The organism is Rhizobium bangladeshense (assembly GCF_017357245.1).
Classification (GTDB): Bacteria; Pseudomonadota; Alphaproteobacteria; order Rhizobiales; family Rhizobiaceae; genus Rhizobium; species Rhizobium bangladeshense.
In genome coordinates this window covers 171,898-197,416 of record NZ_CP071616.1, presented here as the reverse complement: position 1 = coordinate 197,416, position 25,519 = coordinate 171,898, and the positions used below count along the sequence as shown (strand labels likewise).

Genomic DNA, 25,519 nt, shown 5'->3' with positions numbered 1-25,519 from the left:
TCAGGGCCAGCAAAAGCAGCGCTGCGCCATGACCTGAATTACCCGTCGAGCCTCCTCCATGAAACGTTTCATTTTTTATTGACTTTTTCCGCTTGCCGTCTAATGCTCGATGGCGAGACCGAGAGGAGCGGTTTCAAACAAGAATTATGAAACGTTTCATTTTCTTGTTTACCAGATAGTTCTGCACGAGACCAGTCCCAAAATCGGCCGGAGCCTTCCGGAACACTGGCTGGCGGCAGCGCACCAAACGTGGAGGAGGAAGACATGAAAATCGAGATTTACGATGCATTGATGCGCCGTCAGGCAAGTCGCCGCGACGTTTTGCGCGGAACGGCAAGTGCGGCGGCTCTGCTTGGCCTGTCCAGCGCGATGGCCGGAATTCCCGGCATGGCCTTGGCTGCCGATGATCTGCGGGCCCAGATTCTGCAAATTCCAGGCGTCGGCAAGGGGTCTCCGACCGATGCAGACTGGCAGAAGGTTGGCGAGCTCTGCCTCGGCCCGACAAAGGCCAATGTCAAGCAGGGGGAATTCGCCGGCGTCGAGCTGACCTTCATGGGGCTCAACAACCAGAACCTCCACAACTTCCTGTTCCGCGGCTTCCTGAAGCCTTGGGAAGCCTATACCGGCGCCAAGATCAACTGGATCGACCTCGCTCAGGCCGATTACAACGCCCGCCTTCAGCAGTCGATCGCAACCGGCACTGTTGATTTCGACATCCTTGAAATGGGCGCTCCCTTCGAAGGCGATACAGCCGGACGCGGGCTTCTCGACGAGATGCCCGACTGGGCTGCAAAGCAAATCGAAGCCGACGACCTGGTGAGCTACCTGAAGCCGCCGGTCGGCACCTGGGACGGCAAGAACTATCGCGTCACCATCGACGGCGACTGCCACACCTTCGCCTATCGCAAGGACTATTTCGGTGAAGGCTCGATCAGCGGCATGGCCGAGCCGCCGAAGACCTGGCAGGATGTCAACGCAGCGTCCAAGGCGCTGATCGGCAAGACCGATCCGCTGACCGGCCAGCCGGCCTACGGCTATCTCGACCCGCTTAAGGGCTGGGGCGGCTTCGGCTTCTATTTCATCGAAAACCGTGCGACGGCCTATGCCAAATATCCCGGCGATCCGGCCTGGCTGTTCGACCCCGAAAATATGAAGCCGCTGGTTAATAACCCCGCCTGGGTCCAGGCGATCCAGGACGTGCTGGATCTGATCGCAGCCAAGGCCTATCCGGCCGATCAGATCAATGCGGACCCCGGCACCACGGCCTTCTCGCAGTTTCTGGCAGGCACCGGTGCAATGCTGATGTGGTGGGGCGATGTTGGCTCCGGCGCCCGCACATCCGATACCTCGGTCGTCGGCGACGTGGTCGGCTTCGGCATCAACCGCGGCTCCAACCGCGTCTACAACCGCAAGTCCGGGCAGTGGGAAGACAAGTATAACGAGGCGCCCAACATGGCCTACATCGGCTGGGGCATCTACGTCACCAAGCGGGTCTCCAGCGACGAGAAGAAGCGCAAGGCGGCCTGGTCTGCTGCCGCCCATCTCGGCGGCAAGGATCTGTCCCTTTGGACCTCGGCCTATCCCTCCGGCTTCCAGCCCTATCGTCAGTCCCACTTCAACTATGACGAATGGGAAAAGGCCGGTTACGACCGCGCCTATATCGAGGATTATCTGGGTTCGAACGCCGACAGTTACAATCACCCGAACGCCGCGATCGAACCGCGCATCCCCGGCATCTTCCAATACTACTCCGTCGCCGAGGACGAATTGGCGAAGGGCTTTGCCGGACAATACAAGTCGGCGCAGGAAACGGCGGATGCGATTGCAGCCGCCTGGGAAAAGATCACCGACCAGATCGGCCGCGATAGCCAGCTGAAGCTGTATCGGGCGAGCCTCGGGCTCTGATCGTTTGACATAACGCGCTGGCGGACCGGAAGGCTCCGCCAGCGCCCATCCTGTCTGGACGAGGAATATCAATGTCGACAGTCGAAGGCGACCTGCTCCACACGGTCGAAGCCGGCTCCATTTCCGCGAGCCGCCGTCTCTGGGGCCGCTCGGCTCTGTGGCTCAGCGCCATATGGTTCATGGCATCTTTTGTGTTGCAGGCCGTCCACGAACTCGGCTGGACCGATTGGGGCTTTGCCAATTGGCGGCCGATTCTCTACGCCTATTTCATCTGGGCCGCGGTTCTTTGCGTCACCCGCGTCGTCATATACGGAGAGGCCGGCAAGAAGGCGCTCTTTGTGCTGCCGGCAGCACTTTTCGTCGTATCGATGGTGGTCTTCCCGCTGCTCTTTGCGCTCTGGATCGGCTTCTCCGACTGGAACCTCGCCTCTTCGGCCGGGCGGCGCTTCAACGGGCTCGACAATGTGCGCCGGATGATCGCCGATCCGTTCTATGCCAACGCCCTGCTCAACATGATCCTTTATTGCCTCGCGATTGCCGTCGAATATGCAATCGCCTTCGGCCTGGCGCTGCTTCTCAACCAGGAAATCATTGCCCGAAAGTTCTGGCGCGTCACCTTCCTCGTGCCCTTGATGTTGTCGCCGGTCGCGGTGAGCTGGATGGTGGGCAAGTCGATGCTGGAAACCCGTTTCGGCCCGATCGCGCGCATGGCCCGCTGGCTCGGCTGGGAAAACCCGTCCTTTTTCGGTGATCCGCTGACGGCGCGCCTTTGGATCATGATCATGGACGCCTGGACCTTCATTCCCTTCATGATGATCATGCTGCTGGCCGGACTGCAGGCCTTGTCGAGGGAGGTGCTGGAGGCGGCCGAAGTCGACGGCGCCACCAAGTGGCAACGCTTCTGGCAGGTGATTTTCCCGCTGATGCTGCCGGTGTCGGTCACGGCGGTGATGATCCGCATCATCTTCAAGCTTAAGCTCGCCGACATCATCATCACCGTGACATCGGGAGGTCCCGGCGGGGCGACGGACTCCGTCACCAGTTTCATCTATCGCGAATACCGCGACCGTTCGAATGTGGGATACGGAACCTTGCTGGCGCTCGTCTACCTCGTGATCATCGTCGTCGCCATGACGGTGCTGATGAAGATCTCCGACCGCATCGTGAAGCGGATGACAGGAAGGCTCTGATGGTTCGCATCGACTTCGAAAAATATGGGCGCGGTCAACGCATTCGCTGGTGGGCCATGCGTTTGGCCGTCTACGGCCTGCTCGTCATCTGGGCGTGTGTCTGCATCTTCCCGCTGTTCTGGACGGTTTCGACCTCGTTCAAGACGGCCGCAGATGTCATGCGCGGCAATCTGATCCCATGGGCGAATTTCGCGCCGAACTGGCTGGGCTGGCGCTCGCTCGGCCTCTCTCCCGATACGATTTCCCAGATATCAACCGTACGTGACGAGTTCATGCGCAGGCTTTGGAACAGCGTCATCATCTCCGTCACCGCTTCCGCCCTTGCCGTCGTGCTCGGATCGCTCGCGGCTTACGGCCTTAGCCGCTTTTCCTACAAATTCGGCCATATGCGCAATTCCGACATTTCCTTTTTCTTCCTGTCGCAGCTCATCATGCCCCCTGTCGTCCTCGCCCTGCCGTTCCTAGTGCTCTACAAGGAACTGGCGCTGCTCGACACGTATGCCGGAATGATCGCAGTTTATACGCTTATGGTGCTACCGATCGTCGTCTGGATCATGCGCGACCAGTTCGCGACCATTCCGGTAGAGCTCGAGGAGGCGGCCCTGGTCGATGGCCTGTCGATCTGGGGCGCGTTTGCCCGCATCATAGTGCCGCTCGTTCTACCGGGTATGGTGGCCGCCTTCCTTCTGGCGCTGATCCTGTGCTGGAACGAATATTTCTTTGCCGCACTGCTGACCTCCACCAATACGAACACGCTGCCGGTCATGATTGCGAGCCAGACAGGCAGCCAGGGCATCAACTGGTGGTCGATGGCCGCCCTTTCCACCGCTGGAATCCTTCCGCTGGTCATTGTTGGCGTCGTTTTGGAAAAGCACATCATCGCCGGGATGACCGCGGGAGCGGTAAAATAGCTGCGGGACGTTTGAAAATGTCAAAGATGCCCACAGTCAAGGATGTCGCCGAATATGCGGGCGTATCCGTGGGCACGGTTTCGCGTGTCCTGTCGGGCGAAGCCGCGGTCAAACCGTTGCTGCGTGAAAGGGTCAACGACGCCATTTCGGCCCTCGGTTACCGGCCGAACGTGACCGCAAGAGCCTTGCGCACCAGCAGAACCGACGTCATAGGCCTCGTCGTTCCCGACATCACCAATCCTTTCTTTGCACAGCTTGCGGCAAGCGTCGAGCGTGCGGCGCTCGAATGCGGCCACAGCCTGATGCTGGCGAGCTCGCATAACGACAGCGAGGCGGAGCAGAGCCACGTTTCGGCTTTTCTCGACCGATCGGTGCGCGGCATCATCGTGGTGGCTTCAAGCGACGGTTCAGGTCTCGATCTGCCAGCCTCGGTGCCGGTCATATCGCTGGACCGGCGCTTCGGCACCTTTCCCCTGGTTTCGACCAACCATGCGCAGGCGGCCACGCTGATCGCCGATCATCTTTATGGGCTGGGGCATCGCCGCATCGCCTATATCGCCGGGCCGACCGACACCGAAGCAGGGCGCATGCGCAAGGAGGCCTTCGTCAGCCGCATGGACGGGTTCGGCAAGACCGGCGAGCCTGTCGAACTGGAAATCGCCTATGGCAGATTCGACTACGAGTCCGGCGAAAGAATTGCCCGCGAGCTGCTTTCGTACCCGCCGCAGGACCGGCCAACGGCGATTGCGGCCGCCAGCGACCAGCAGGCGATCGGCGCGTTGCGCGCCGCCCGCGACCTCAAGATCGATGTGCCGCGAAAACTGTCCGTCACAGGTTTCGACGACATTTCGCTTGCCAATCTCGTGGTGCCGCGGCTGACAACCATACGTCAGCCGGCCGACATGCTGGCACGGCGCGCAGTCAGCCTTCTCCTGGAGGAACCGCCTGGCAAGGGGGACGAAATGGTAGACGGATCGCTGATCGTGCGCGGTTCGAGCGGCCCGTGCCCGCAACCCGGCGCATCGGGCCGAAAATGAGGCGCTGTTTTGTGCGCACGAAAAGCGCACGGCGCTCCATGCCGGATATCGCCGGACAACAGAAATTGAAGCACGGCCGGCGTTCCGGCTAGAGAAAGGATGGAGATCAATGCTCAAGGGAATTCGGGCCGAACTCAACGGCGACATTCTTCAAGCACTTTGCAACATGGGACACGGTGACTATCTCGTCATCTCCGACATGAATTTTCCATCGGATTCGATAGCCCGCCAGACGCGTTTGGGGAAGCTGCTGACAATGGAGAACATTCCCGCGCCGCAGGCGATCGACGCCATCCTTTCGGTGCTGCCTCTGGACACACCGATCCAGCCTTCGGTTGGCCGTATGGAAGTGATCGGCAAGCCGGATGAAATTCCGCCGATTCAACAGGAAGTGCAGGCGATCGTCGACCGCGCCGAAAGCAAGCCTTCGCCGATGTATCCCGTCGAACGCATGGCGTTCTACGACATCGCCAAAAAGGCCTATTGCGTGATCGCAACCGGGGAGCTGCGGTTCTACGGATGCTTCCTTTTGACCAAGGGCGTCATTCCAGCGGAAGAGGCGGTCAGATGAGCGAGAAAAGCGGGATCGTCATTCTTGGCATTTTCGCCGCCGACACCGCCTATAAGGCAAAGCGTCTGCCCTATATCGCCGAGACGCTGATGGGGTCAGGTTTCACGCTCGGGCCGGGAGGCAAGGGCTCCAACCAGGCCATTGCCGCGGCAAAGGCAGGCGGCAAGGCGGCTTTCATTTCACGGGTCGGCGACGACGCGTTCGGCGCGATGGCGCTTGCGGCCTATGCGGAGGCGGGCGTCAAAGCCAATGTGATGAAGATGGAAGGCGTTTCCACGGGTGCCGCCTTCATCTTCGTCGACGAAGTGAGCGGCGACAACGCCATCATCGTGGTGCCGGGCGCCGCGGGGCTGATCGGCATCGAAGATGTCGAAGCCAACCGGGCGGCGATCGAAAGCGCCGCTATTTTCATGACACAGCTCGAACAGCCGCTGGAAGCGGCCTTGCACGGCCTGTCGATCGCGAAAAGGGCAGGGGCCATTACGATCTTCAACCCCGCGCCGGCCGGCGCCATCCCGGACAGCATCTACGGCTTGTGCGATTTCATCGTCCCCAATGAAGTCGAAGCGGCGGAATTGGTGGGCCATGCTATCGAAACTGATGAGCAGGCACGGGCGGCGGCGCGCACGCTGGTCGATCGGGGGGCGAAAGCAGCGGTCATCACGCTCGGCGCTCGCGGTGCGCTCTATCACACAGCCGGGCAGAGCGAATTTGTCTCCGCATTTTCGGCGGGAAACGTCGTCGACACAACCGGAGCCGGCGACGCCTTTCTCGGCGGGTTCGCGACAGCGATTTCCGAAGGTCAGGCGCCGATCGAGGCCGTCCGCTTCGGCTGCGCGACCGCCGCAATCGCGGTAACACGGCCGGGCACAGCCCCCGCCATGCCTTCTCGCGCCGAGATCACTGCCTTGCTGCGCCCCTGATGATTGGACGTTGCATGGGATTTCGGCGAGGCGCGTCAGCCTCGCCATCTCCTGAAACCGTCAATCGAGCCTGGCGGTAAAGACATAGCCGACGCCGCGAACGGCCTTGATGAATTGCGGCTTCTTCGGGTCCGTCTCGATCTTGCGCCGCAGCCGGACGATCTGGGCATCGATCGTCCGGTCGAACGCTTCGAGGCTTCGGCCTCTGGTCAGGTCCATCAGCACGTCGCGGGTCAGAACCCGTCCGGCATGCCGGACAAAGGTCGTCAGCATATCGAATTCGCCGGTCGTCAGTTCGATTTCCGTGCCTTCGGGGTCGAGAAGCTGGCGGCGGCTGAGGTTGAGTTTCCACTCCTCGAAGCCGATGATTTCCTCGCCAGTCGATTCGGCGCTGCGCGCAGGAGATTGCCGGCGGCGCAGGATCGATTTCAGGCGCGCATGGACTTCCCGGAGATGGAAGGGCTTGGCGATGTAATCGTCGGCGCCGACCTCTAGACCGACGATTCTATCGACGACGTCGTCGCGGCCCGTCAGCATCATGATCGGCACATCGGAATGGGCGCGGATTTCGCGGGCAAGGTCAAGTCCGTCCGTACCGCCGGGAAGAACCAGATCGAGCAGGACGGCGTCGAAATTCTGCTGACGCAACCGCAACCGCATCTCGGTGCCGTCGGCGGCGGAGGAGACCGTGTAACCCTCATCCTCGAAATAGCGCGTCAACATCTGGCGGATGCGCGGATCGTCGTCGACGACGAGAAGATGCGCGTCATGCTGAGTTGCTGCCATCGTCCATCCGCCAAGCCGTTGCTCGTTACAGATCCTGTTCAATGGCATCGTCTTTAACATGCCGGTCAAGCTGGTGTCACCAGCACGCGGTCCATTGTCCTCATCGGACGCCGGAAACTGTTCCGGGCAAGATCACACCGATCCGGCGTCGTGGAGCCGATGGCGGACCGCCTGTATCGGGACCGGGGCTGGAGAGGACTGCCACGCGCAGAGCCATCCGCGGACATCGTTCGCCGTGATCAGAATGGTGTTGCCGCTCGTCGAGGCAAGGCGGCGCGCGGCGATTTGGCAGAAGGTTTCGACGTATTGGAGAAGGCGGAATTCCGTCGCCCGCGGCGGCGAGGCCACCGAGAGCAATGCCCGCCGCGACACGACGATGGTCTTCATGTCGGGTCCGAACCACACGTCGATGCGCCCCGACTTGTCGTTCACGTCGAGACTTGCTGTGACGATTTCATATGGCATTCCACTCGCTCCGGATCATCGCTTCGTCGCTGCGGCCTCTCCCATTTTCTCCAAGCTACGACGCCTGTCGAATGACGCTTTGACCTCGATCAAGTGGAAGGGCGAAGGGGTCGGCACCGAACATTCGCTCCGTGACCGCCCGCGACGCTTCAAGGTAATGGGCCATATTTCGTCCTGAGTGTCGGAACGACACGCTAGCCGGCTCGGGAGCCAACGAATATGTGGATTATCTCGCGGCGGCGGCATCATCATTGATTTGGAACAAGGAAGACATCTCGGTCCACGCGCACAAAGCATCCTGCTTTTGAAAGGAATGTGATGATGCCCGACGATCTTGTCGCCAAATACGGCGATGCACGGCTTCCGCGTTATACGAGTTACCCGACGGCACCGGCTTTTTCAGCCGCCGTCGGACCAGATGAATATGCTAGGGGCCTCGCCGAAATCGGAGAGGGCGGACCAGTCTCGCTTTATCTCCATGTGCCATACTGCCGTTCGATGTGCTGGTACTGCGGCTGCCACACGTCCATCACCCGGCAGGGCGCTCCTGTTGTCGAATATCTTGACGTGATGAGCCAGGAGATCGAGCTCGTCACCTTCGCCGCTGGCAACCACGTGCCCGTCAGGAACGTGCATTTCGGTGGCGGCACGCCGACAATCATGAGGCCGCAGGACTTCTCCGCTCTGATGGCAAAGCTCAGGAGCGCCTTCGCTTTCGAAGCGAGTGCCAGCGTCGCAATCGAGATCGACCCGCGCACATTGGCTGCCTCCATGATCGATGCGCTCAGCGAAAACGGCGTCGATCGCGCGAGCCTCGGCGTCCAGAGCTTCGATCCGGTCGTGCAAGCGGCAATCAATCGGCTGCAGTCCTTCGAGCAGACGGAGACGGCGATCGTCGGACTGCGCTCAGCAGGCGTGACAAGCATCAATTTCGACCTGATCTATGGCCTTCCGAAGCAGACAGTCCAATCCTGCGTGGAAACCGTCCGCCTTGCTGCGGAGCTGCGTCCCGATCGTTTCGCCGTTTTCGGCTACGCCCACATACCCGCCTTCAAGAAGCATCAACGTCTCATCGACGAAGCATCGCTGCCAGAGGCAAAACAGCGCAACGAGCAGGCGGAAGCCATCGCCCAGGAGCTTCAACAAGCCGGATATGTGCGTATCGGACTCGACCACTTTGCCTTGCCGGAGGATCAGCTGGCGCGCGCCGCGCGCAACGGCACGATGAGACGAAACTTCCAGGGCTACAGCACGGATGACTGCGATAATCTCATCGGCCTCGGCGCTTCCGCGATCGGGCGGCTGCCGACTGGCTACATGCAGAACCACGTGCCTCTCGGTCTCTACGCCGAACGGATTGCCTCCGGCGTGCTGCCCACCGCCAGGGGATATCTTCTCAGTGAAGAGGACAAGCTTCGGGCGAAGATCATCGAAAGGCTGATGTGCGATTTCGAGGTCGACCTCGGCAGAGTTAGCAGCGGATCGGGTTTCGACACCGGCTTCCTTGTCGAGCGCAACGACCGTCTCGGTGAGCTAATGGCCGATGGCGTTGTCACAATGGACGGCGAGCGGATCGTCGTATCCCAGGACGCACGCTTCATGGTCCGTGCCGTCGCGGCGGCGTTCGACGCCTATTTCGGCTCGCACGGACGCACGCACAGCAAGGCCGCCTGACCCGATCCAATGACTGCGGCCTGTCTGTTCGTGCCCTTCAGGCGGTCAGGTTCGATAGATCGCCGGCAGCCAACGCCGCAGCGCAGCCTTGATCGGTTCACCGTCGGCGAAGCTAGGGGTTCTCCATCGTGCGGGAGGGCGCGCGAGTGCGCCCACCCGCACCGGTCATTCATCACTGGGTGATATGCGCAAGATCGGCATCAAGCCGCTTGCGTACCATGTTCGGCACCTTTGCCGTCTTGATCGCTTCGAGATTGGCCGGGCTGTCGCCGACCTGGATCAAGGCAACCATGCCCATCCCGACATGCGGCGTGCATTTCAGGACGTAAGCGCCGGCAACATCGAATCTTGCCTGATACTGTTCATTCGGCTTGGATTTGAATTCGGCGACGCCATTCGGAATGAGGCCCTTGAAGGTCTCGACGTTGTGGCTCTTGTCGGTGGGAACGAAAGTTACGGTGTCGCCGGGGGCGATTTTCAAAAAGCTGGGCTCGAACACCATTGCGCCATCCATGCCCTTATTAAGCATCTGAACCTGGTGGTCGGCGGCTATCACCGGCGCTGTCGAGGCAATCAAGGCTGCCGCTGCAGCGATCAGACCGAATTTCAAACGCATTGCAATCTCCTGTTCTGCGAGGCTCGATCAGCCTCATGAACATGTCTTAGAAGATGCCCGAGCCGGGTTCTTTGACGCCCGTCAAATTCGGGGAAAAGCCGGCGATCAGGTTGGCAGCTTGCCGGGCACCATGTCGGGAATGCGCTTGCCTTGCTCGACAAGCGGCGCTGCGCCAGTTGCCGGGGAGACGTTCGCTCGCCAAGCGTCAGTTCCAGGGGCAAGTCGAGGGGGCAGCAGGCCTGAGATCACCTGGCGTCGAGAAGCTCCCGGATCTTCAACGCCAGCTCTTTGGCGGTATAGGGCTTGCGCAACCACTGTGCGCCGGGAACGGTCCCTTTTTCCGCAAGACCCGGCTCGGAATATCCCGACGTGAACAGAACCGCGATGTCGGGCCGCATAACGCGCACTTCCCGTGCGAGTTCGTCACCGGTGATCCCGCCCGGCATGACGATGTCGGTGAACAGGAGGGCGATGTCGGCGTTTTCCCGCAGGACTTCGAGTGCGCGGCGGCCATTTTCGGCTTCACGCACCGTGTAACCCATTGACGCGAGCCTGGCGACGGCCACGCGGCGGACGCGGGCATCATCCTCGACGACCAGAACCGTCTCGTCGCCGCGCGGCATCTGGCTCTCTCCGCTGCCAAGATCCGGCGCAAGCTCGCGGGGCTTCGCCCCATTGATGGCAGGCAGATATATCCTGACGGTCGTGCCGTGTCCCACCTCACTGTAAAGCTGGAGATGCCCGCCCGACTGCTTGACGAAGCCATACACCATGCTGAGCCCGAGACCCGTGCCTGAGCCGACTTCCTTCGTCGTGAAAAAAGGTTCGATTGCGCGCATTCTGACCTCCTCGGTCATGCCCGTACCAGTATCCGTCATGGTAATGAGGACGAAGTTGCCGCTGCGCACCTCCGGATACATCTTGGCATAATCGGCATCGAGGTAGACGCGCGAGATCGTGGTCGTCAGACTGCCGCCCCTCGGCATCGCGTCCCTTGCGTTCAAGGCGATATTCAGAATGGCGTTCTGAAGCTGCGAGCTGTCGACGAGAACGTTGAAGCCCGACCCGTCAATAACGGTCGAAAGTTTGATATCTTCGCCGAGCGTCCGCCGCAGCAGATCCGAAAAGCCGCTGACGAGCTGACCGAGGTCGGCATGCTTCGGGTTCAGCGGCTGCCGCCGGCCGAAGGCCAGCAGCTGGCCGGTCAGGATCGCTCCGTCCTGCGCGGCGGCCTGGGCCTCCTTGAGAATATCGCGGAGGCTGCCGGGCGGCAGCTTGTCCTCGATCATTTCGAGATTGCCGCTGATGACCGTCAGGAGATTGTTGAAATCGTGCGCGAGGCCTCCGGTCAGCTGCCCGATCGCCTCCATCTTCTGCGCCTGGCGGAGATCCTCCTCGATTTTGAAACGGCTCGTCAGGTCGCGGACGAAACCGGTGAAAATACGTTCGCCGTTGGCCGTTGCCTCGCCGACGTGGAGTTCCATCGGGAATTGCGAGCCGTCGGCCCGCTGTCCGGTTACGACTCGCCCGTAGCCGATGATGCGCTTCTCGCCGGTTTCGATATAGTGGCCGATATAACCGTCATGAGCGTCGCGGTAGGGGTTCGGCATCAGGTTGCTGACGTTACGGCCGCAAATCTGATCCGCCGGCATTCCGAACAGTTTTTCGGCAGCCTTGCTGAACGACAGCACGGTTCCCTTATGGTCGATCACCACCATAGCATCAGGTACCGTTTCGAGGATGGAGCTCAGATGCGCCTCACGCGACTTGACCGCCTCCTGAGCCCGCCTCAGGGCGCTGACATCGCTGTTTGTCTGGATGACGGTAAGCTCGCCGTCCGGCAGGCTGACCAGCACGCAGCGGGATGCGACATGAATATCGTGCCCGCTCTTATGGCGATGAATGATTTCGCCCTGCCAGAAGCCGCGCGATTTCAGCTGGTCGCGGATGTTTTCCGCTGGTTCGGGAAACTTCGTCGCCAGAAGTTCGTGGACCTTCTCGCCGATTGCCTCCTCTCTTGCCCAGCCATACATGTTCTCGCAGCCGATGGACCAGTGCGTTATCGTTCCGTCGAAACGATGGACCACGATATCCGCTCCGTCGAGGACGTGCACCATGGCATCCAGCTCCTGCGGCGATGCGGTTCTCGGTGACACGAGGCGGTGAGGCATGAATGTCGATCCTGCGGCTGGTTGCATCAGTGCAGCTTGACCCTATGACAGGAATCATCAGAAAAATCATCAGCGTCGCCTGATAACTGTATCAGCCGGGGGAGATTGACGATCCGCAGGTCGTGCCTGCCCTCGGGAATAACGATGTTGCGCGAAGCCAGTTTCGTGATCGTGCGAGACACCGTCTCGATGGTCAGGCCGAGATGATCTGCAATGTCCTGGCGGTTCATAGGAACGCGCACGAGCCCTTGGCGCGGCCGCGGGTTGCGGCGGGATGCAAGCTTGACGATGAAGCTGCAGAGGCGCTCCTCGGCATTCTTCTTCGACAACAGCACCATCTGTTCATGTGCGGCGGCCGCCTCCTGACAAAGTAGGGAGATGTAGGCCGGGACGAGCGCTTCGGACCGGGCGACTTCTTCGTGGAAGCTCTTCCGCGACATGCGCCGGATCTTGCATTCGGTCACGGCCTCGGCCGTGAAAATAAAATCATTTTGTAAGGAGGCGCCGATGAGATCGCCGGCGAAAAGGAATGCGGTGATCACCCGGCGACCTTCGCCGATGATGCGATGGAGGCGAACGACGCCCTCTTCCACCTGGAAGAGATGTTTCGCCTTGTCGCCCTCCCAACAAATTGCCTTGCCGGCTGAGACGGGTTCCGCCGCCGAACTCAGGAAGAGACATGAAAGCGATTGACCGGCATCAATGGCTTCGCCCGTTTTCTCGACATGGTCGAACGCGTGGTTGTTCTGCATCAGCATCGTCGTGTCCCTCGTGGCAGTGGGGCCAGTAGAAAGCTGCTGCGTCACAAGCAGATGAGCGGACGGTGCGAAAGGGTGAAAGATTGTAACAGTATGTAACAGCGGCGGTTGGTCCGCGGCTTGGGGTCGCCTTGTTGATGTAGATCAAGGAGCCGTTGCCGGCTTCATGACAGTCCTGCCTCGAAGCACGAGAAAGCCGGCCGCGGGGCGGTCGTCTTTGCACTGGGGACGACATCATGAATTACACCACGGAAACGATGATGCTCGCGGTCGCGGCGTTTCTAGCGCTGCTTGGAGCCGCATTTGCGCACGATCATCTCTTTGCGATCCATATGGGCATACTCAGCTTCTGCCTCGTTGCGGGAACCCTGCTCCTTGTCAGGAAGGTCGACTTCGCACCGGCGGACCAACGGCGGAAAGTGGACCTATCGGGCTATTTCGACGAAGTGGTCCGCTACGGCCTGATCGCTACGGTATTCTGGGGCGTGGTCGGCTTCCTCGTCGGCGTCGTTGTCGCGCTGCAGCTGGCCTTTCCCGACCTCAACATCGCGCCCTATCTCAATTTCGGAAGGTTACGGCCGGTTCACACGTCGGCGGTGATCTTCGCCTTCGGCGGCAACGCGTTGATCATGACGTCCTTTTACGTCGTGCAGCGTACCTGTCGCGCGCGTCTCTTCGGCGGCAACCTTGCTTGGTTCGTCTTCTGGGGCTACCAGCTTTTCATCGTTATGGCGGCGACCGGTTACGTCCTCGGCATCACCCAGGCCCGCGAATATGCCGAGCCTGAATGGTATGTCGACCTGTGGCTGACGATCGTCTGGGTCGCCTATCTCGCCGTCTATCTCGGAACGATCCTGAAGCGCAGAGAACCGCACATCTACGTGGCGAACTGGTTCTATCTCGGCTTCATCGTTACCATTGCGATGCTGCATGTAGTCAACAACCTTGCAGTTCCTGCTTCCTTGCTCGGTTCCAAGAGCTATTCTCTTTTCTCGGGCGTTCAGGATGCGCTGACGCAATGGTGGTACGGCCACAATGCCGTCGGCTTTTTCCTTACCGCCGGCTTCCTCGGCATGATGTACTACTTCGTACCGAAGCAGGCGAATCGGCCGGTCTATTCGTACCGGCTTTCGATCATCCACTTCTGGGCCCTAATTTTTATGTATATCTGGGCCGGACCGCATCATCTGCATTACACGGCGCTACCGGACTGGGCCCAGACGCTCGGCATGGTTTTCTCGGTCATGCTCTGGATGCCCTCCTGGGGCGGCATGATCAACGGCCTTATGACGCTGTCCGGCGCCTGGGATAAGATCCGCACGGACCCGATCATCCGGATGATGATCGTCGCCATCGCCTTTTACGGCATGTCGACCTTCGAGGGCCCGATGATGTCGGTCAAGGCGGTCAATTCACTCAGTCACTATACCGAATGGACGATCGGCCATGTGCATTCCGGCGCGCTCGGCTGGGTCGGGATGATCACCTTCGGGGCGATCTACTACCTGACGCCGAAACTGTGGGGGCGCGAGCGTCTCTACAGCCTGCGGATGGTCAACTGGCACTTCTGGCTCGCAACGCTCGGCATTGTCGTTTACGCCGCCGTGCTCTGGGTTGCCGGCATACAGCAGGGGCTGATGTGGCGAGAATACAATTCCCAGGGCTTCCTCGTCTATTCCTTTGCCGAAACTGTTGCGGCGATGATCCCCTACTACGTGCTGCGCGCGGCCGGCGGAGCGCTTTATCTAGCAGGTGGCCTCGTCATGGCCTGGAACGTGTTCATGACGATCCGCGGCCATCTGCGCGACGAAGCCGCAATCCCGACCACTTTCGTGCCCCAAGCACAGCCTGCCGAATGAGGTGAGACATGGCATCGATATTGGATAAACATAAGATCCTCGAAAAGAACGCGACGCTTCTTCTGGTCGGCTCGCTGCTCGTCGTCAGCATCGGCGGCATCGTCGAAATCGCCCCGCTGTTTTACCTGCAGAACACGATCGAGAAAGTGGAGGGCATGCGGCCTTACACGCCGCTGGAGCTCGCTGGACGGAACGTCTACATCCGTGAAGGCTGCTATCTCTGCCACAGCCAGATGATCCGGCCATTCCGCGACGAAGTCGAACGCTACGGCCATTATTCGCTGGCCGCGGAATCCATGTACGACCATCCGTTCCAGTGGGGATCCAAGCGGACCGGGCCGGATCTTGCCCGCGTCGGCGGCCGCTATTCGAACGAATGGCACGTGCAGCATCTCGCGGAGCCACGGGCGGTCGTGCCGGAATCGATTATGCCGAGCTACGCCTTCCTCAAGGAGCAGGAAGTGACGGTCAAGGGTGTCGGAATGGACCTCAAGGCCAATGAGCACGTGGGCGTGCCTTACAATGACGACATGCTGGCGAACGCGGAGGCTGACATGAGGGCTCAAGCCGATCCCAATGCCGACACGACTGCCCTCCTCGAACGCTATCCGAAGGCGAAGGTCGGCGATTTCGACGGCGATCCGGCCAAGCTGACCGAAATGGACGCCCTGGTGTCCTACCTGCAGATGCTCGGGACCCTGGTCGATTTTTCGACCTATGACGACGCGACCGGCTACCGTTGAGGTGATCCATGGAAACCTACACTGCAATGAGACACTTCGCGGACAGCTGGGGCCTCCTGGCGATGGCGGCATTCTTCGTCGGCGTGGTCGTGTTCACCCTTCGCCCAGGCAGCAAGCAGACGGCGAAAGAAGCCGCGGATATTCCCTTGAAGGACGATTGAGATGTCGGAAAAACATATCGATGAATTGAGCGGCGTCGAAACGACCGGACATGAATGGGACGGCATCCGCGAGCTTAACAATCCCATGCCCCGCTGGTGGGTGTGGACCTTCTACGCCACCATTCTCTGGGCGATTGGCTATGCGATCGCATATCCCGCGATCCCGATGATTACTTCCGCCACAAAAGGCTATCTCGGTTACTCCACTCGCGCGGAGCTGCAGCAGGATCTGGATCTGGCCAAAGCGTCCCAGACGCAGTTTCATGACCTCATCGCGGCAAAGACAGTGCGGGAGATCGACGCCGATCCTACCCTTCGTGAATTCGCCATAGCCGGCGGTGCCTCGGCATTCAAAGTCAACTGCGCGCCCTGTCATGGCTCCGGGGCGAGCGGCGGCCTCGGCTTTCCAAACCTTAACGACGACGACTGGCTGTGGGGCGGCGACCTGGAAGCCATCCAGGCCACGATCGCCCACGGGGTCCGCTCCGAGTCCGATGCCGAAACGCACGCTTCCGAGATGCCTGCCTTCACCGATGTTCTGGAGCCTGTCCAGATGCGACAGGTCGCCGCTTATGTCTGGGGACTGACCAATACGCCCTCGGACCCCGCTCTCGCGGAGGCCGGAAAGCAGCTCTTCCTCGACAACTGCGCCGCATGTCACGGCGAAGATGCCAAAGGAAAGTCGGAAATGGGTGCTCCGGATCTTGCCGACGCGATCTGGCTGAAAACGCGCGGCGAAGACGCCATCATTCGCCAGATTGCCTCCCCAAGCATGGCGTCATGCCTGCCTGGGCAGAACGCCTGGGGGACACGACCGTCAAGGAGCTCACCATTTTCGTTCATTCGCTTGGCGGCGGGACCTAAGGAGAGATTGATGACGTCCCACGACCACAACCCGATCCTCGGCCTCTACGGCACACCGCGCGCCGCCATTCGGTCGCGTGTTTCGGCACGCGCAAAGGCGATGCCTCCGTCTGCCGAACAGGACGATCCGGCAAAGATCGGCAATTCGATCGTCAGCTTGATCTGCCTCAAGGATCACAGGCAGACAAGCCGGTAGTTTCAACTCCTGTCGAGGACATTCCAGCGGTGTTTCTCCCCCGCTGTCCTCCGGCCACGCCCTTTACCCCAGGGCGTGGCCCTTTTTGTTTCCGGAGGTCATTTCTTGATCTGGATCAAGGAATTGATGCGCCGCGGGTGGGACAAGAGCGGGCGAACACCGGACAGCTCCCATGAACCTTTACACCGCCCCAGATCCAAATGACATCGAGCGTGTCAGCGTCGAGCCGGTCAACGCCCGTCGTAATCGGCAGCCTCTTTATGCGCCGCGCAAGAAGATATTTCCAAAGCGCGCCGAGGGCCAGTTCCGCCGGTTCAAATGGATCGTGATGCTGATCACGCTCGGCATTTATTACCTGGCGCCCTGGATCCGCTGGGATCGCGGTCCCTACGCGCCCGATCAGGCAATCCTCGTCGACCTCTCCTCGCGGCGCTTCTTCTTTTTCTTCATCGAAATCTGGCCCCAGGAATTCTACTATGTCGCGGGCTTGCTCGTCATGGCCGGATTTGGCCTCTTTCTCGTCACCGCCGCGGTGGGCCGCGCCTGGTGCGGCTACGCCTGCCCGCAGACCGTCTGGGTCGATCTCTTCCTCGTCGTCGAACGCGCCATCGAAGGCGATCGAAACGCGCGAATGAAGCTCGACGGCGGCCCCTTCACCTTCGACAAGTTGCGGAAGCGGGTGATCAAGCATGCGATCTGGCTTCTGATCGGCGCCGCCACCGGCGGCGCATGGATCTTCTATTTCGCTGACGCACCGAGCCTGGCGGCGTCGCTATTTGCCGGCAGTGCTCCTCCAGCGGCCTATGCGACGGTCGCCATCCTGACCGCCACGACCTATGTGCTTGGCGGCCTCATGCGCGAGCAGGTGTGCACCTATATGTGCCCGTGGCCGCGCATCCAGGGCGCGATGCTGGACGAGAATTCGCTTGTCGTCACGTATAATGACTGGCGCGGCGAGCAGAGGTCGCGCCACGCCAAGAAGGCCCAGGCAAAGGGCCTGCCGGTCGGCGATTGCGTGGATTGCAATGCCTGCGTCGCGGTCTGTCCGATGGGAATCGACATTCGCGACGGACAGCAGATGGAATGCATCACATGCGCTCTCTGCATCGATGCTTGTGACGGCGTCATGGACAAGCTCGGAAAACCTCGCGGCCTGATCGCCTATGCGACGCTCAGTGAGTATTCGAGCAATATGTCGCTTGCGACGGACGGAGGACGGACAGCTATCCAGCCCTCGAATGTTCGAAATGACGATGGAAGCTTCATTCCGGCAATCCGGCATTTTGACTGGCGCATCATCTTTCGTCCGAGAATCATCTTCTATGCCGTCGTCTGGGCATCGATCGGCATCGCCATGGTCATCCATCTCGCCTTCCGCGAACGGCTCGAACTTAACGTCGTCCATGATCGCAACCCTCAATATGTTCTGGAAAGCGATGGCTCCATCCGCAACGGCTACACGCTTCGTGTCCTCAACATGGTGCCCATGCCGCGGGATGTGATCCTCACTCTTGTCGGGCTCGAGGGCGGGACGATGCGCATCCCCGAGTTCGGCAGGCAGGATGGCCGCAGCTTTACGGTCCGTGCAGAACCCGACGCGGCCACGACGCTGAAGGTCTTCGTAACGCGCAAGCCGGATGGGGCCGAGATCAATGAATTCCTTTTCGTCATCGAAGATACGGGCCATTCCGACCGGGCGACCTATCGCGCGGCGTTCAACGCACCGGGAGACGTGAAATGAATGCTTCCCCTCGAGGTTTTACCGGCTTGCACATGCTGCTTTCAATTTCGGCATTCTTCGCCGTGGTGATCGCCGTCAACGTCACCATGGCCTTTTATGCCTCATCCAGCTGGAGCGGCCTGGTCGTCGAAAACACCTATGTGGCCAGTCAGGAATTCAACGGCAAGGCCGCGGCGATGAAGGCGATGGCCGCCTCCGGCGTCGAGGGCGTTCTCTCCGTCAACGGCCGCGAGATCCGCTACGACATCCACGACGGAAACGGCGAGCCTGCGATCATCGACGAGGTCACGTTGAATTTCAAACGCCCGGTCGGCGATCACGAGGATTTCCACCTGACGCTCCGGAAGACGGGTGAGGGCAGGTTCGAAGCCGACCACGAGGTCGCGGTCGGCGACTGGATCGTCGAAGCCACATCGAGGAGGAACGGCGCGGTCATTATGCATGAGGCCAAGCGCATCGATACTGCGGAGTTCGGGCAATGACCTGCTGCTCCATGGATACGGAAAGCGTGCTCGCCCTCAGCGCGACGTCATCCAGCGCAGAGGAGGCCCGCCTAGCCAGTCATCCGCTCGGCGCAGGATTGCGCCAGCTGGACCTCAGCGTGCCCGACGTCCATTGCGGCGGCTGCATCTCGACCATTGAAAAGGCGCTGTCAGCACTCGCCTTCGTCAGGAGGGCTCGGGTCAATCTCACCGCGCGAAGAGTGACCTGCGTCTACGAGGAAACCATCCAGGATCGTGAAACCGATCCGTCCGAAATTCTTACAGCAATCAATGCGGCCGGATATCGAGCACACCTTTTCACACCCGCAGCCCCCGAAAACGACAGGACCAGAAATCAGCTTCTGCTTGCGGTCGGGGTTTCCGGTTTCGCCGCCGCCAACATCATGTTGCTGTCGGTATCGGTCTGGTCGGGCGCAGATGCGGCGACGCGTGACATGTTTCACTGGATTTCGGCGATGATCGCGGCCCCCGCGCTGATCTATGCGGGGCGCTTCTTCTTCAAATCGGCCTGGAACGCGCTGAAGCGCGGGCGCACCAACATGGACGTTCCGATCTCGCTCGCCGTGACGCTCTCCTATGCAGTTTCATTGTGGGAGACCGCTCATCACGGCGAACATGCATGGTTCGACGCTACGGTTTCTCTGCTGTTCTTTCTGCTAATCGGCAGGACACTTGATCATATCATGCGGGAAAAAGCGCGCGCGGCGATCAACGGACTTGCGAGGCTGGCTCCGCGCGGGGCGCTGCTGATGATGCCGGACGGATCGCGACGCTTTGTTCCGGTGGAAGAGATTGCGGTGGGAAACCACATCTCGATCGCAGCAGGCGAACGCATCCCGGTCGACGGCATGGTCGTCAGCGGCGAGAGCGACGTGGATCTCTCTATCGTCACCGGTGAAAGCAGTCCGGTCGCCGTCGCCAACGGTAGCGCGGTGAATTCGGGCGCGTTGAATCTGACCGGATCGCTCATCCTGCGGGCGACGAAAGTGGCGAAGGATTCACTTCTATCGGAAATCATCGAATTGATGGAAGCCGCGGAGGGAGGACGAGCCCGCTATCGCCGGATCGCCGATCGTGCCGCCGCACTTTATTCCCCGGCCGTGCATCTTTTGGCGCTCATCTCTTTCCTTGCCTGGGGCTTTATCGGCGGCGACTGGAAACAGGCGATGCTGGTCGCAATTGCAGTTCTGATCATCACCTGCCCATGCGCATTGGGTCTGGCGGTTCCCGTGGTTCAGGTCGTCGCAGCGGGCGAACTTTTTCGGAAGGGCATCATGGTCAAGGATGGCTCGGCGCTCGAAAGATTGGCCGAGGCAGACACTGTAGCCTTCGACAAAACCGGCACCGTCACGATGGGCAGACCGCGCCTCATCAAGACCGAGGCGGTGGATGAGGACGCCGCGGTCATCGCCCGCGGATTGGCGATCCATTCGCGCCACCCTCTTTCCCAGGCGCTGGTTCGGGATACGAACCTCGCTCCTATGTCGTCCTTCGACAGCGTCGCGGAAATTCCGGGCGGCGGACTGGAAGCAAGGCGTGGGACGGATGTCTACCGCCTCGGCAACGCGAAATTCGCCCGCGGAGCCGGTTTCGCACCTCCAGACGGCGACAGCCCGTTCTCGGAAGTGATTCTGTCGAAGAACGGCATTCATTTGGCCCGTTTCCTGTTCGACGACACGCTGCGCCCGGGAGCTGCCGAAACCATCGGCAAGCTCGACGCGGCCGGTCTTGACACGTTCATGGTCTCGGGGGACAAGCGGGCTGTCGTCGACAATACCGCAAAGGTTCTCGGGATCGACGTGGCATTGGGCACGCTCACGCCGAAGCAGAAGGTCGAGGAATGCCAGAGGCTGAGCGGCCAGGGCCGTCGCGTGCTCATGGTCGGCGACGGGATCAACGACGCTCCGGCGCTTGCCGTCGCGCATGTCTCAATGGCGCCTGCCACAGCGTCCGACATCGGACGGCAGGCGGCCGATCTTGTCTTCTTCAACGATCGCCTTGACGCCGTTCCAGAGGCGATCGCCATTGCGCGGAGATCCGCGAGCCTCATCCGGCAGAACTTCGCGCTTGCCATCGGCTACAACGTCCTGGCGGTGCCGATTGCGATTGCCGGACTGGCAACGCCGCTCATCGCTGCGGTAGCCATGTCGACATCATCGATCATCGTAGTCACGAACGCGCTGCGGCTGAACACATTCGGCAAAGGTCCCCGCATGGCGATCGAGACGCGGGAACGCAGGAGCAGAGAGGCGACAACCGGATGAATATGCTGATCTATCTGATACCGATCGCGCTCCTGATGGGAGGCATAGGGCTCCTGGCGTTCCTATGGTCGCTGAAGAGCGGCCAGTACGACGACCTTGAAGGAGCCGCCTGGCGAATTCTCGCCGACGACGAAACCGATCGCAACAAATCATGAATCGCAGACAGGCCAAAACGAAAGGAAGATCGATGCTTGCGAAAAACCCCGTACTCTTGCGGTCTGACCTGTTCGACGGCCTCGACGAGGCGACGATAGAGGAACTGGCCGCCACGGCCCGGTTTGAAACCTTCGCGCCGGATGAGCGGATCATCGCCGAAGGCGAGCCGGCGTCGTTCGTCTATTGCGTGATGAGCGGGTTCGTCCGGCTTTCGAAATCCGAATCCGCCGGGCGCGAGGCAGATATCTATGTCTGCGAGTGCGGCGACACCTTCGGCGAATATCTTCTGTCGGGTGGCGGCGCCTACGCATACAGCGCCTGGTCCGCCGACGGAGCGGAGGTGGCGTTGTTCGAACTTTCGGACCTGCGGACACTCGCCGACCGGCACCCCATCATTCATCGCAACATCATGCGTATTATGACCCGGCACCTGCTCGGCGCCATGGATTGCATTGCGGGGGACCGGTTGCACACCGCCGCGCAACGTGTCGCGAACTATCTCGTGAGCCGATGCCCGGCCTCGGCCTCGCAGGTTACGTTTCGCCTGCCTTACCGGAAGAGAATTCTGGCCGGAAAATTGGGGCTCGCGCCCGAAGCCCTGTCGCGGGCATTCGCGGCGCTCGTTCCCGCAGGTGTAGAAGTCAGAGGCAAGGTAGTGCTGGTCGACAGTGTCGATCTGTTGCGGAAGGCATGCTGACGTTGTCAACCAGCCGGAAAAGCGCGGCGCAATTTGACCGGCATCAATGTGGGGATCGCCAGCTCCACCAAGCTTTGGGTAAATGGCACCTCGATGTCATGCTGTCCCTATTGTGTTCGCCGCGACGCGTCATCGCTATCCTTCCTTATCCACTTGCCGACCACCTCGGCGGCAACGAGTGCGAATGCCCGTGCCGAAGTCGCGCGGCGATTTTTCCATGGCGGTGTGGCGGAGTTAAGCACACGACAGCTGCAGGAGATTTGCAATGACGCGCAAGCAGAAGCGCCTTGTGGTGATTGCAGGCGGGATGAGTTTCATCCTTGCGGCGGTGTTATTGGTGATGTTCGCCTTCAGCCAGTCTGTGGCGTATTTCTACATGCCTGGCGATCTTGCCAAGACGCCGGTGGCGCCGGAGACCCGCATCCGGCTCGGTGGTCTGGTGGGTGAGGGCAGCGTCGTGCGCGGCGCCGGTTCGACGGTGGAGTTTTCCGTCACCGACGGCAGCGCCAATGCGGTGAAGGTCAAATATACCGGCATCCTCCCCGATCTGTTCCGCGAGGGCCAGGGCGTCGTTACCGAGGGCGTGTTTGCCGCCGGCAGTAACGTCTTTACTGCCGATACCGTGCTTGCCAAGCATGACGAGACCTATATGCCGAAGGAGGTGGCCGACAAACTGAAGCAGCAGGGGCTGTGGCAGGAAGGCCAGGGGCGGGGGCAGAGCCAAAATCCGGGACAGGGGCAGGAGGCGAAAGCGACGCCATAATCATCGAGATCGGCCCTAACCGCGACAAGAACTCGGTCGGGCGCCCTTCTTCGATGTGACCTTCAGTCTCTTGATGGCGCCTCTGCTCGTCATCGTGCCGTTCGGTCACCGATAGATCCGCAGGAAGCCGAGCTGTAGCGAATGTGACGGGCGGCCACGAACAGTTTGATGAAAATCAAAGCGGCATGACCGGCCGGCCTCTAGCATGTCCCAAGAATAATCATGATCAGTGAGGCAGCGACCATGCAAGCAAGGGATATAATGACGACAAATGTGGTGTCGATCAGCCCATCGGTCAGCGTGCGCCATGCCGTCACGACGATGCTGCAAAACCACGTCAGCGGCCTTCCTGTCGTTGACGACCACGGCCGTATCTGCGGCATGGTCACGGAGGGCGATCTGCTTTTACGCCGGGAGGTTCGCTTTTCTCCCCGTCCGGCGCGCGCGCCGGAATTGATCTCCGAAATCGATCTCGAACGCTATATTGGCAGCAACGGATGGTGTGTCGCCGACGTCATGTCCCAGGACGTCATCGTCGCCCGGCCGGATAGCGAAGTCTCCGACATCGCCGAAAGCCTGCAGGTGCATCGCATCAAACGGCTACCCATCGTCGAAGACGAACGACTGGTCGGGATCGTCAGCCGACGGGACATCCTGAGCGTCATCGCCGAGGCGCCGACGGCCCTGTTGCCGCGGGGAGACGAGGCCATCACGCTGGCAGTGCGCACCCGGTTGAGATCAGATCTCGGTCTCACGCCGCAAAAAGTCCAGGTGTCCGTCCTGAACGGGCAGGTGACGGTTGGCGGTCAGGTGGAATCCGAACTTAAGCGCAGGGCGGTCAAGGTACTCGTCGAAGGCCTTGGCGGAATTGCCGGCTATAAGGATTGTCTGCTGGTTTCTCCTGTTCGCAGCCAGGATTGAAGGCTCGGGCCGTATCGGCGGACCATCACGAGCAAATGACAAGAGCCTTGCCCGTTGTGCCAAGATTGAGCAAGCCATCTGCCAACTTCCCTGCTTGACACGGGAGCTCCTGACCCGCCGCGTGCTTCCTCTTTGATGGAAAGCAAATACCACGACCTCCGCGAAAGGAAGCAACTTGCGCCGAACTTGACGGAGATCAAACACCGGCCGGCTGCCCCGATGTATCGCTTGACGTGCAAAGGGAGCATATGATGGATTTCGAAGCGTATTTCAAAAACGAGCTGGACGGGCTTCATGCCGAGGGCCGCTACCGCGTTTTTGCCGATCTCGAACGTCGCCGCGGCAACTTTCCGCGCGCGACGCGCCATACCGCGAATGGCGAGCAGGAAGTCACGGTCTGGTGCTCCAACGACTATCTCGGCATGGGCCAGAACCCGAAGGTGATCGAGGCGATGAAGAGCGCCATCGACCACTGTGGCGCGGGTGCGGGAGGCACCCGGAATATCTCTGGCACCAACCATTACCACGTCCTGCTCGAGCGGGAGCTTGCCGATCTGCACGGCAAGGAAGCAGCACTGATCTTCACCTCCGGCTATGTCTCCAACTGGGCCGCACTCGGTACGCTCGGCGCGAAAATCCCCGGCCTGATCATCTTCTCCGATGCGCTCAACCATGCCTCGATGATCGAGGGCATCCGTCATGCCAAATGCGACAAGGTGATCTGGAAGCACAATGACGTCGCCGATCTCGAAGCCAAGCTTGCGGCCGCCGATCCGAAGGCGCCGAAGCTGATCGCCTTCGAGAGCGTCTATTCGATGGACGGCGACATCGCCCCGATCCGGGAGATCTGCGACCTGGCCGACAAATACGGCGCGATGACCTATCTCGACGAGGTGCATGCGGTCGGCATGTACGGCCCGCGCGGCGGCGGCATTGCCGAGCGCGAGGGGCTGATGGACCGGCTGACGGTCATCGAGGGCACGCTCGGCAAGGCCTTCGGCGTGATGGGCGGCTATATCGCTGCTTCCGCGGCGCTGTGCGATTTCATCCGCTCCTTCGCCTCCGGCTTCATCTTCACCACGGCGCTGCCGCCGGCATTGGCCGCCGGTGCGGTCGCCTCGATCCAGCATCTGAAAGTCAGCCAGTTCGAGCGCGCCCGCCATCAGGACCGGGTGCGCAGGCTGCGCTCGCTGCTCGACCAGCGTGGCATTCCGCATATGCACAATCCCAGCCATATCGTGCCGGTGCTGGTCGGCGATGCGGCCAAGTGCAAATGGATCTCCGACCTGCTGCTTGACAATTGCGGCGTCTACGTCCAGCCGATCAACTATCCCACCGTGCCGAAGAAGACCGAGCGGCTGCGCATCACCCCGACGCCGTTGCACTCCGACGCCGACATCGCCCATCTCGTCGACGCCCTGCATTCGCTCTGGTCGCGCTGCGCGCTGGCGCGAATGGTTGCCTGAGCATACAGGGAAAAATGCGCATACCGATTGCGATCAGCCAGCCGCTCGCGAGCGAGCAGCGACAAGACACCGGCCCTGGTCATAGTCCCTGACCGGCAAGCCGCCATTTCACAAGAACGAGTTGTTGGCTTCTGCTAGCACGGAGAGAACGGATCACCATCGCGAAATCGAACATTCG

General features: G+C 60.7%; 24 protein-coding genes and 1 pseudogene. 20 read left to right on the top strand and 5 right to left on the bottom strand.

What is annotated here, in order from left to right:
* The first annotated feature begins 264 nt into the window (after positions 1-264).
* The 6 genes from J2J98_RS28700 to J2J98_RS28675 all read left to right on the top strand — a co-directional run bounded on the left by J2J98_RS28700 (position 265) and on the right by J2J98_RS28675 (position 6,537).
* Complete coding sequence (locus J2J98_RS28700) at positions 265-1,905, top strand: extracellular solute-binding protein (protein WP_138395953.1); 1,641 nt, start codon at positions 265-267, stop codon at positions 1,903-1,905.
* 71 nt (positions 1,906-1,976) lie between these two features.
* Positions 1,977-3,095, top strand: coding sequence for a carbohydrate ABC transporter permease (locus J2J98_RS28695; protein ID WP_138395952.1), 1,119 nt, complete (start codon positions 1,977-1,979; stop codon positions 3,093-3,095).
* A complete protein-coding gene (locus J2J98_RS28690) occupies positions 3,095-4,006 on the top strand; it encodes a carbohydrate ABC transporter permease (RefSeq protein WP_064709263.1) in 912 nt (303 codons plus the stop codon). The genes J2J98_RS28695 and J2J98_RS28690 overlap by 1 nt, the downstream gene beginning before the upstream one ends.
* 17 nt (positions 4,007-4,023) lie before the next feature.
* A complete protein-coding gene (locus J2J98_RS28685) occupies positions 4,024-5,043 on the top strand; it encodes a LacI family DNA-binding transcriptional regulator (RefSeq protein WP_138395951.1) in 1,020 nt (339 codons plus the stop codon).
* Between the two features lie 109 nt (positions 5,044-5,152).
* Positions 5,153-5,614: an RbsD/FucU family protein gene (locus tag J2J98_RS28680; protein ID WP_138395950.1), complete on the top strand. Its 462-nt coding sequence runs from the start codon at positions 5,153-5,155 to the stop codon at positions 5,612-5,614.
* Positions 5,611-6,537 carry a ribokinase gene (locus tag J2J98_RS28675; RefSeq protein ID WP_207604019.1) on the top strand — a complete coding sequence of 309 codons (927 nt, stop codon included), beginning with the start codon at positions 5,611-5,613 and terminating at the stop codon, positions 6,535-6,537. The genes J2J98_RS28680 and J2J98_RS28675 overlap by 4 nt, the downstream gene beginning before the upstream one ends.
* Before the next feature lie 60 nt (positions 6,538-6,597).
* On the opposite strand, the gene J2J98_RS28670 is transcribed toward J2J98_RS28675, so the two are convergent.
* On the bottom strand, positions 6,598-7,323 hold the full coding sequence (locus J2J98_RS28670; protein WP_064712910.1) for a response regulator: 726 nt from the start codon (positions 7,321-7,323) through the stop codon (positions 6,598-6,600).
* A 132-nt stretch (positions 7,324-7,455) separates the two neighbouring features.
* Positions 7,456-7,788 (bottom strand): hypothetical protein, encoded by a 333-nt coding sequence (locus J2J98_RS28665; RefSeq protein ID WP_138395947.1) that lies wholly within the window; start codon positions 7,786-7,788, stop codon positions 7,456-7,458.
* Between the two features lie 321 nt (positions 7,789-8,109).
* Between J2J98_RS28665 and hemN the strand changes: the two genes are divergently transcribed.
* Positions 8,110-9,462, top strand: coding sequence for an oxygen-independent coproporphyrinogen III oxidase (hemN, locus tag J2J98_RS28660; RefSeq protein WP_207604165.1), 1,353 nt, complete (start codon positions 8,110-8,112; stop codon positions 9,460-9,462).
* 172 nt (positions 9,463-9,634) lie between these two features.
* Here the strand turns inward: hemN and J2J98_RS28655 are convergent, their stop codons facing one another.
* The 3 genes from J2J98_RS28655 to J2J98_RS28645 all read right to left on the bottom strand — a co-directional run bounded on the left by J2J98_RS28655 (position 9,635) and on the right by J2J98_RS28645 (position 13,007).
* Positions 9,635-10,078 carry a pseudoazurin gene (locus J2J98_RS28655; protein WP_138395945.1) on the bottom strand — a complete coding sequence of 148 codons (444 nt, stop codon included), beginning with the start codon at positions 10,076-10,078 and terminating at the stop codon, positions 9,635-9,637.
* Positions 10,079-10,323: 245 nt separating this feature from the next.
* Positions 10,324-12,249: a hybrid sensor histidine kinase/response regulator gene (locus J2J98_RS28650; RefSeq protein ID WP_207604018.1), complete on the bottom strand. Its 1,926-nt coding sequence runs from the start codon at positions 12,247-12,249 to the stop codon at positions 10,324-10,326.
* A 26-nt stretch (positions 12,250-12,275) separates the two neighbouring features.
* Entirely contained in the window at positions 12,276-13,007 is a 732-nt protein-coding gene (locus J2J98_RS28645; protein WP_138395943.1) for a Crp/Fnr family transcriptional regulator, read from the bottom strand.
* A 236-nt stretch (positions 13,008-13,243) separates the two neighbouring features.
* Between J2J98_RS28645 and ccoN the strand changes: the two genes are divergently transcribed.
* From ccoN to hemA, 13 genes and pseudogenes are all read left to right on the top strand, one after another.
* The gene (gene ccoN, locus J2J98_RS28640) at positions 13,244-14,866 is read left to right on the top strand and encodes a cytochrome-c oxidase, cbb3-type subunit I (RefSeq protein ID WP_207604017.1); all 1,623 of its coding nucleotides are present in this window, start codon (positions 13,244-13,246) and stop codon (positions 14,864-14,866) included.
* Positions 14,867-14,874: 8 nt separating this feature from the next.
* A complete protein-coding gene (ccoO, locus tag J2J98_RS28635; protein WP_207604016.1) occupies positions 14,875-15,609 on the top strand; it encodes a cytochrome-c oxidase, cbb3-type subunit II in 735 nt (244 codons plus the stop codon).
* Positions 15,610-15,617: 8 nt separating this feature from the next.
* Positions 15,618-15,770, top strand: a complete 153-nt coding sequence (locus J2J98_RS28630) for a CcoQ/FixQ family Cbb3-type cytochrome c oxidase assembly chaperone (RefSeq protein WP_017969139.1) — start codon at positions 15,618-15,620, stop codon at positions 15,768-15,770.
* 1 nt (position 15,771) lies between these two features.
* Positions 15,772-16,634, top strand: a pseudogene (gene ccoP, locus J2J98_RS28625) (cytochrome-c oxidase, cbb3-type subunit III).
* Positions 16,635-16,644: 10 nt separating this feature from the next.
* Positions 16,645-16,830, top strand: a complete 186-nt coding sequence (locus tag J2J98_RS28620) for a hypothetical protein (protein ID WP_064709251.1) — start codon at positions 16,645-16,647, stop codon at positions 16,828-16,830.
* Positions 16,831-17,002: 172 nt separating this feature from the next.
* Positions 17,003-18,571 carry a cytochrome c oxidase accessory protein CcoG gene (ccoG, locus tag J2J98_RS28615; protein ID WP_207604015.1) on the top strand — a complete coding sequence of 523 codons (1,569 nt, stop codon included), beginning with the start codon at positions 17,003-17,005 and terminating at the stop codon, positions 18,569-18,571.
* A complete protein-coding gene (locus J2J98_RS28610) occupies positions 18,568-19,053 on the top strand; it encodes a FixH family protein (RefSeq protein WP_064709249.1) in 486 nt (161 codons plus the stop codon). The genes ccoG and J2J98_RS28610 overlap by 4 nt, the downstream gene beginning before the upstream one ends.
* A complete protein-coding gene (locus J2J98_RS28605) occupies positions 19,050-21,338 on the top strand; it encodes a cation-translocating P-type ATPase (protein ID WP_207604014.1) in 2,289 nt (762 codons plus the stop codon). The genes J2J98_RS28610 and J2J98_RS28605 overlap by 4 nt, the downstream gene beginning before the upstream one ends.
* Positions 21,335-21,493, top strand: a complete 159-nt coding sequence (gene ccoS / locus J2J98_RS28600; RefSeq protein WP_207604013.1) for a cbb3-type cytochrome oxidase assembly protein CcoS — start codon at positions 21,335-21,337, stop codon at positions 21,491-21,493. The genes J2J98_RS28605 and ccoS overlap by 4 nt, the downstream gene beginning before the upstream one ends.
* Positions 21,494-21,525: 32 nt before the next feature.
* A complete protein-coding gene (locus tag J2J98_RS28595) occupies positions 21,526-22,191 on the top strand; it encodes a Crp/Fnr family transcriptional regulator (RefSeq protein ID WP_207604012.1) in 666 nt (221 codons plus the stop codon).
* Positions 22,192-22,456: 265 nt separating this feature from the next.
* Entirely contained in the window at positions 22,457-22,954 is a 498-nt protein-coding gene (gene ccmE / locus J2J98_RS28590) for a cytochrome c maturation protein CcmE (RefSeq protein ID WP_207604011.1), read from the top strand.
* A 243-nt stretch (positions 22,955-23,197) separates the two neighbouring features.
* Positions 23,198-23,875, top strand: coding sequence for a CBS domain-containing protein (locus J2J98_RS28585; RefSeq protein WP_207604164.1), 678 nt, complete (start codon positions 23,198-23,200; stop codon positions 23,873-23,875).
* A 251-nt stretch (positions 23,876-24,126) separates the two neighbouring features.
* The gene (gene hemA, locus J2J98_RS28580) at positions 24,127-25,341 is read left to right on the top strand and encodes a 5-aminolevulinate synthase (protein ID WP_207604163.1); all 1,215 of its coding nucleotides are present in this window, start codon (positions 24,127-24,129) and stop codon (positions 25,339-25,341) included.
* Positions 25,342-25,519 lie beyond the last annotated feature (178 nt).

Bases quoted from the DNA above. Each gene is read 5' to 3' on its own strand.
- J2J98_RS28675 (WP_207604019.1), top strand. From the start codon at position 5,611: ATGAGCGAGAAAAGCGGGATCGTCATTCTTGGCATTTTCGCCGCCGAC.
- J2J98_RS28645 (WP_138395943.1), bottom strand. From the start codon at position 13,007: ATGCTGATGCAGAACAACCACGCGTTCGACCATGTCGAGAAAACGGGC.
- ccmE (WP_207604011.1), top strand. From the start codon at position 22,457: ATGACGCGCAAGCAGAAGCGCCTTGTGGTGATTGCAGGCGGGATGAGT.
- J2J98_RS28695 (WP_138395952.1), top strand. From the start codon at position 1,977: ATGTCGACAGTCGAAGGCGACCTGCTCCACACGGTCGAAGCCGGCTCC.
- J2J98_RS28700 (WP_138395953.1), top strand. From the start codon at position 265: ATGAAAATCGAGATTTACGATGCATTGATGCGCCGTCAGGCAAGTCGC.
- J2J98_RS28595 (WP_207604012.1), top strand. From the start codon at position 21,526: ATGCTTGCGAAAAACCCCGTACTCTTGCGGTCTGACCTGTTCGACGGC.
- J2J98_RS28670 (WP_064712910.1), bottom strand. From the start codon at position 7,323: ATGGCAGCAACTCAGCATGACGCGCATCTTCTCGTCGTCGACGACGAT.
- J2J98_RS28620 (WP_064709251.1), top strand. From the start codon at position 16,645: ATGACGTCCCACGACCACAACCCGATCCTCGGCCTCTACGGCACACCG.
- J2J98_RS28680 (WP_138395950.1), top strand. From the start codon at position 5,153: ATGCTCAAGGGAATTCGGGCCGAACTCAACGGCGACATTCTTCAAGCA.
- ccoG (WP_207604015.1), top strand. From the start codon at position 17,003: ATGAACCTTTACACCGCCCCAGATCCAAATGACATCGAGCGTGTCAGC.
- J2J98_RS28605 (WP_207604014.1), top strand. From the start codon at position 19,050: ATGACCTGCTGCTCCATGGATACGGAAAGCGTGCTCGCCCTCAGCGCG.
- J2J98_RS28630 (WP_017969139.1), top strand. From the start codon at position 15,618: ATGGAAACCTACACTGCAATGAGACACTTCGCGGACAGCTGGGGCCTC.
- hemA (WP_207604163.1), top strand. From the start codon at position 24,127: ATGGATTTCGAAGCGTATTTCAAAAACGAGCTGGACGGGCTTCATGCC.
- J2J98_RS28655 (WP_138395945.1), bottom strand. From the start codon at position 10,078: ATGCGTTTGAAATTCGGTCTGATCGCTGCAGCGGCAGCCTTGATTGCC.
- ccoS (WP_207604013.1), top strand. From the start codon at position 21,335: ATGAATATGCTGATCTATCTGATACCGATCGCGCTCCTGATGGGAGGC.
- J2J98_RS28665 (WP_138395947.1), bottom strand. From the start codon at position 7,788: ATGCCATATGAAATCGTCACAGCAAGTCTCGACGTGAACGACAAGTCG.
- J2J98_RS28685 (WP_138395951.1), top strand. From the start codon at position 4,024: ATGTCAAAGATGCCCACAGTCAAGGATGTCGCCGAATATGCGGGCGTA.
- J2J98_RS28690 (WP_064709263.1), top strand. From the start codon at position 3,095: ATGGTTCGCATCGACTTCGAAAAATATGGGCGCGGTCAACGCATTCGC.
- ccoO (WP_207604016.1), top strand. From the start codon at position 14,875: ATGGCATCGATATTGGATAAACATAAGATCCTCGAAAAGAACGCGACG.
- J2J98_RS28650 (WP_207604018.1), bottom strand. From the start codon at position 12,249: ATGCCTCACCGCCTCGTGTCACCGAGAACCGCATCGCCGCAGGAGCTG.
- J2J98_RS28610 (WP_064709249.1), top strand. From the start codon at position 18,568: ATGAATGCTTCCCCTCGAGGTTTTACCGGCTTGCACATGCTGCTTTCA.
- hemN (WP_207604165.1), top strand. From the start codon at position 8,110: ATGCCCGACGATCTTGTCGCCAAATACGGCGATGCACGGCTTCCGCGT.
- J2J98_RS28585 (WP_207604164.1), top strand. From the start codon at position 23,198: ATGCAAGCAAGGGATATAATGACGACAAATGTGGTGTCGATCAGCCCA.
- ccoN (WP_207604017.1), top strand. From the start codon at position 13,244: ATGAATTACACCACGGAAACGATGATGCTCGCGGTCGCGGCGTTTCTA.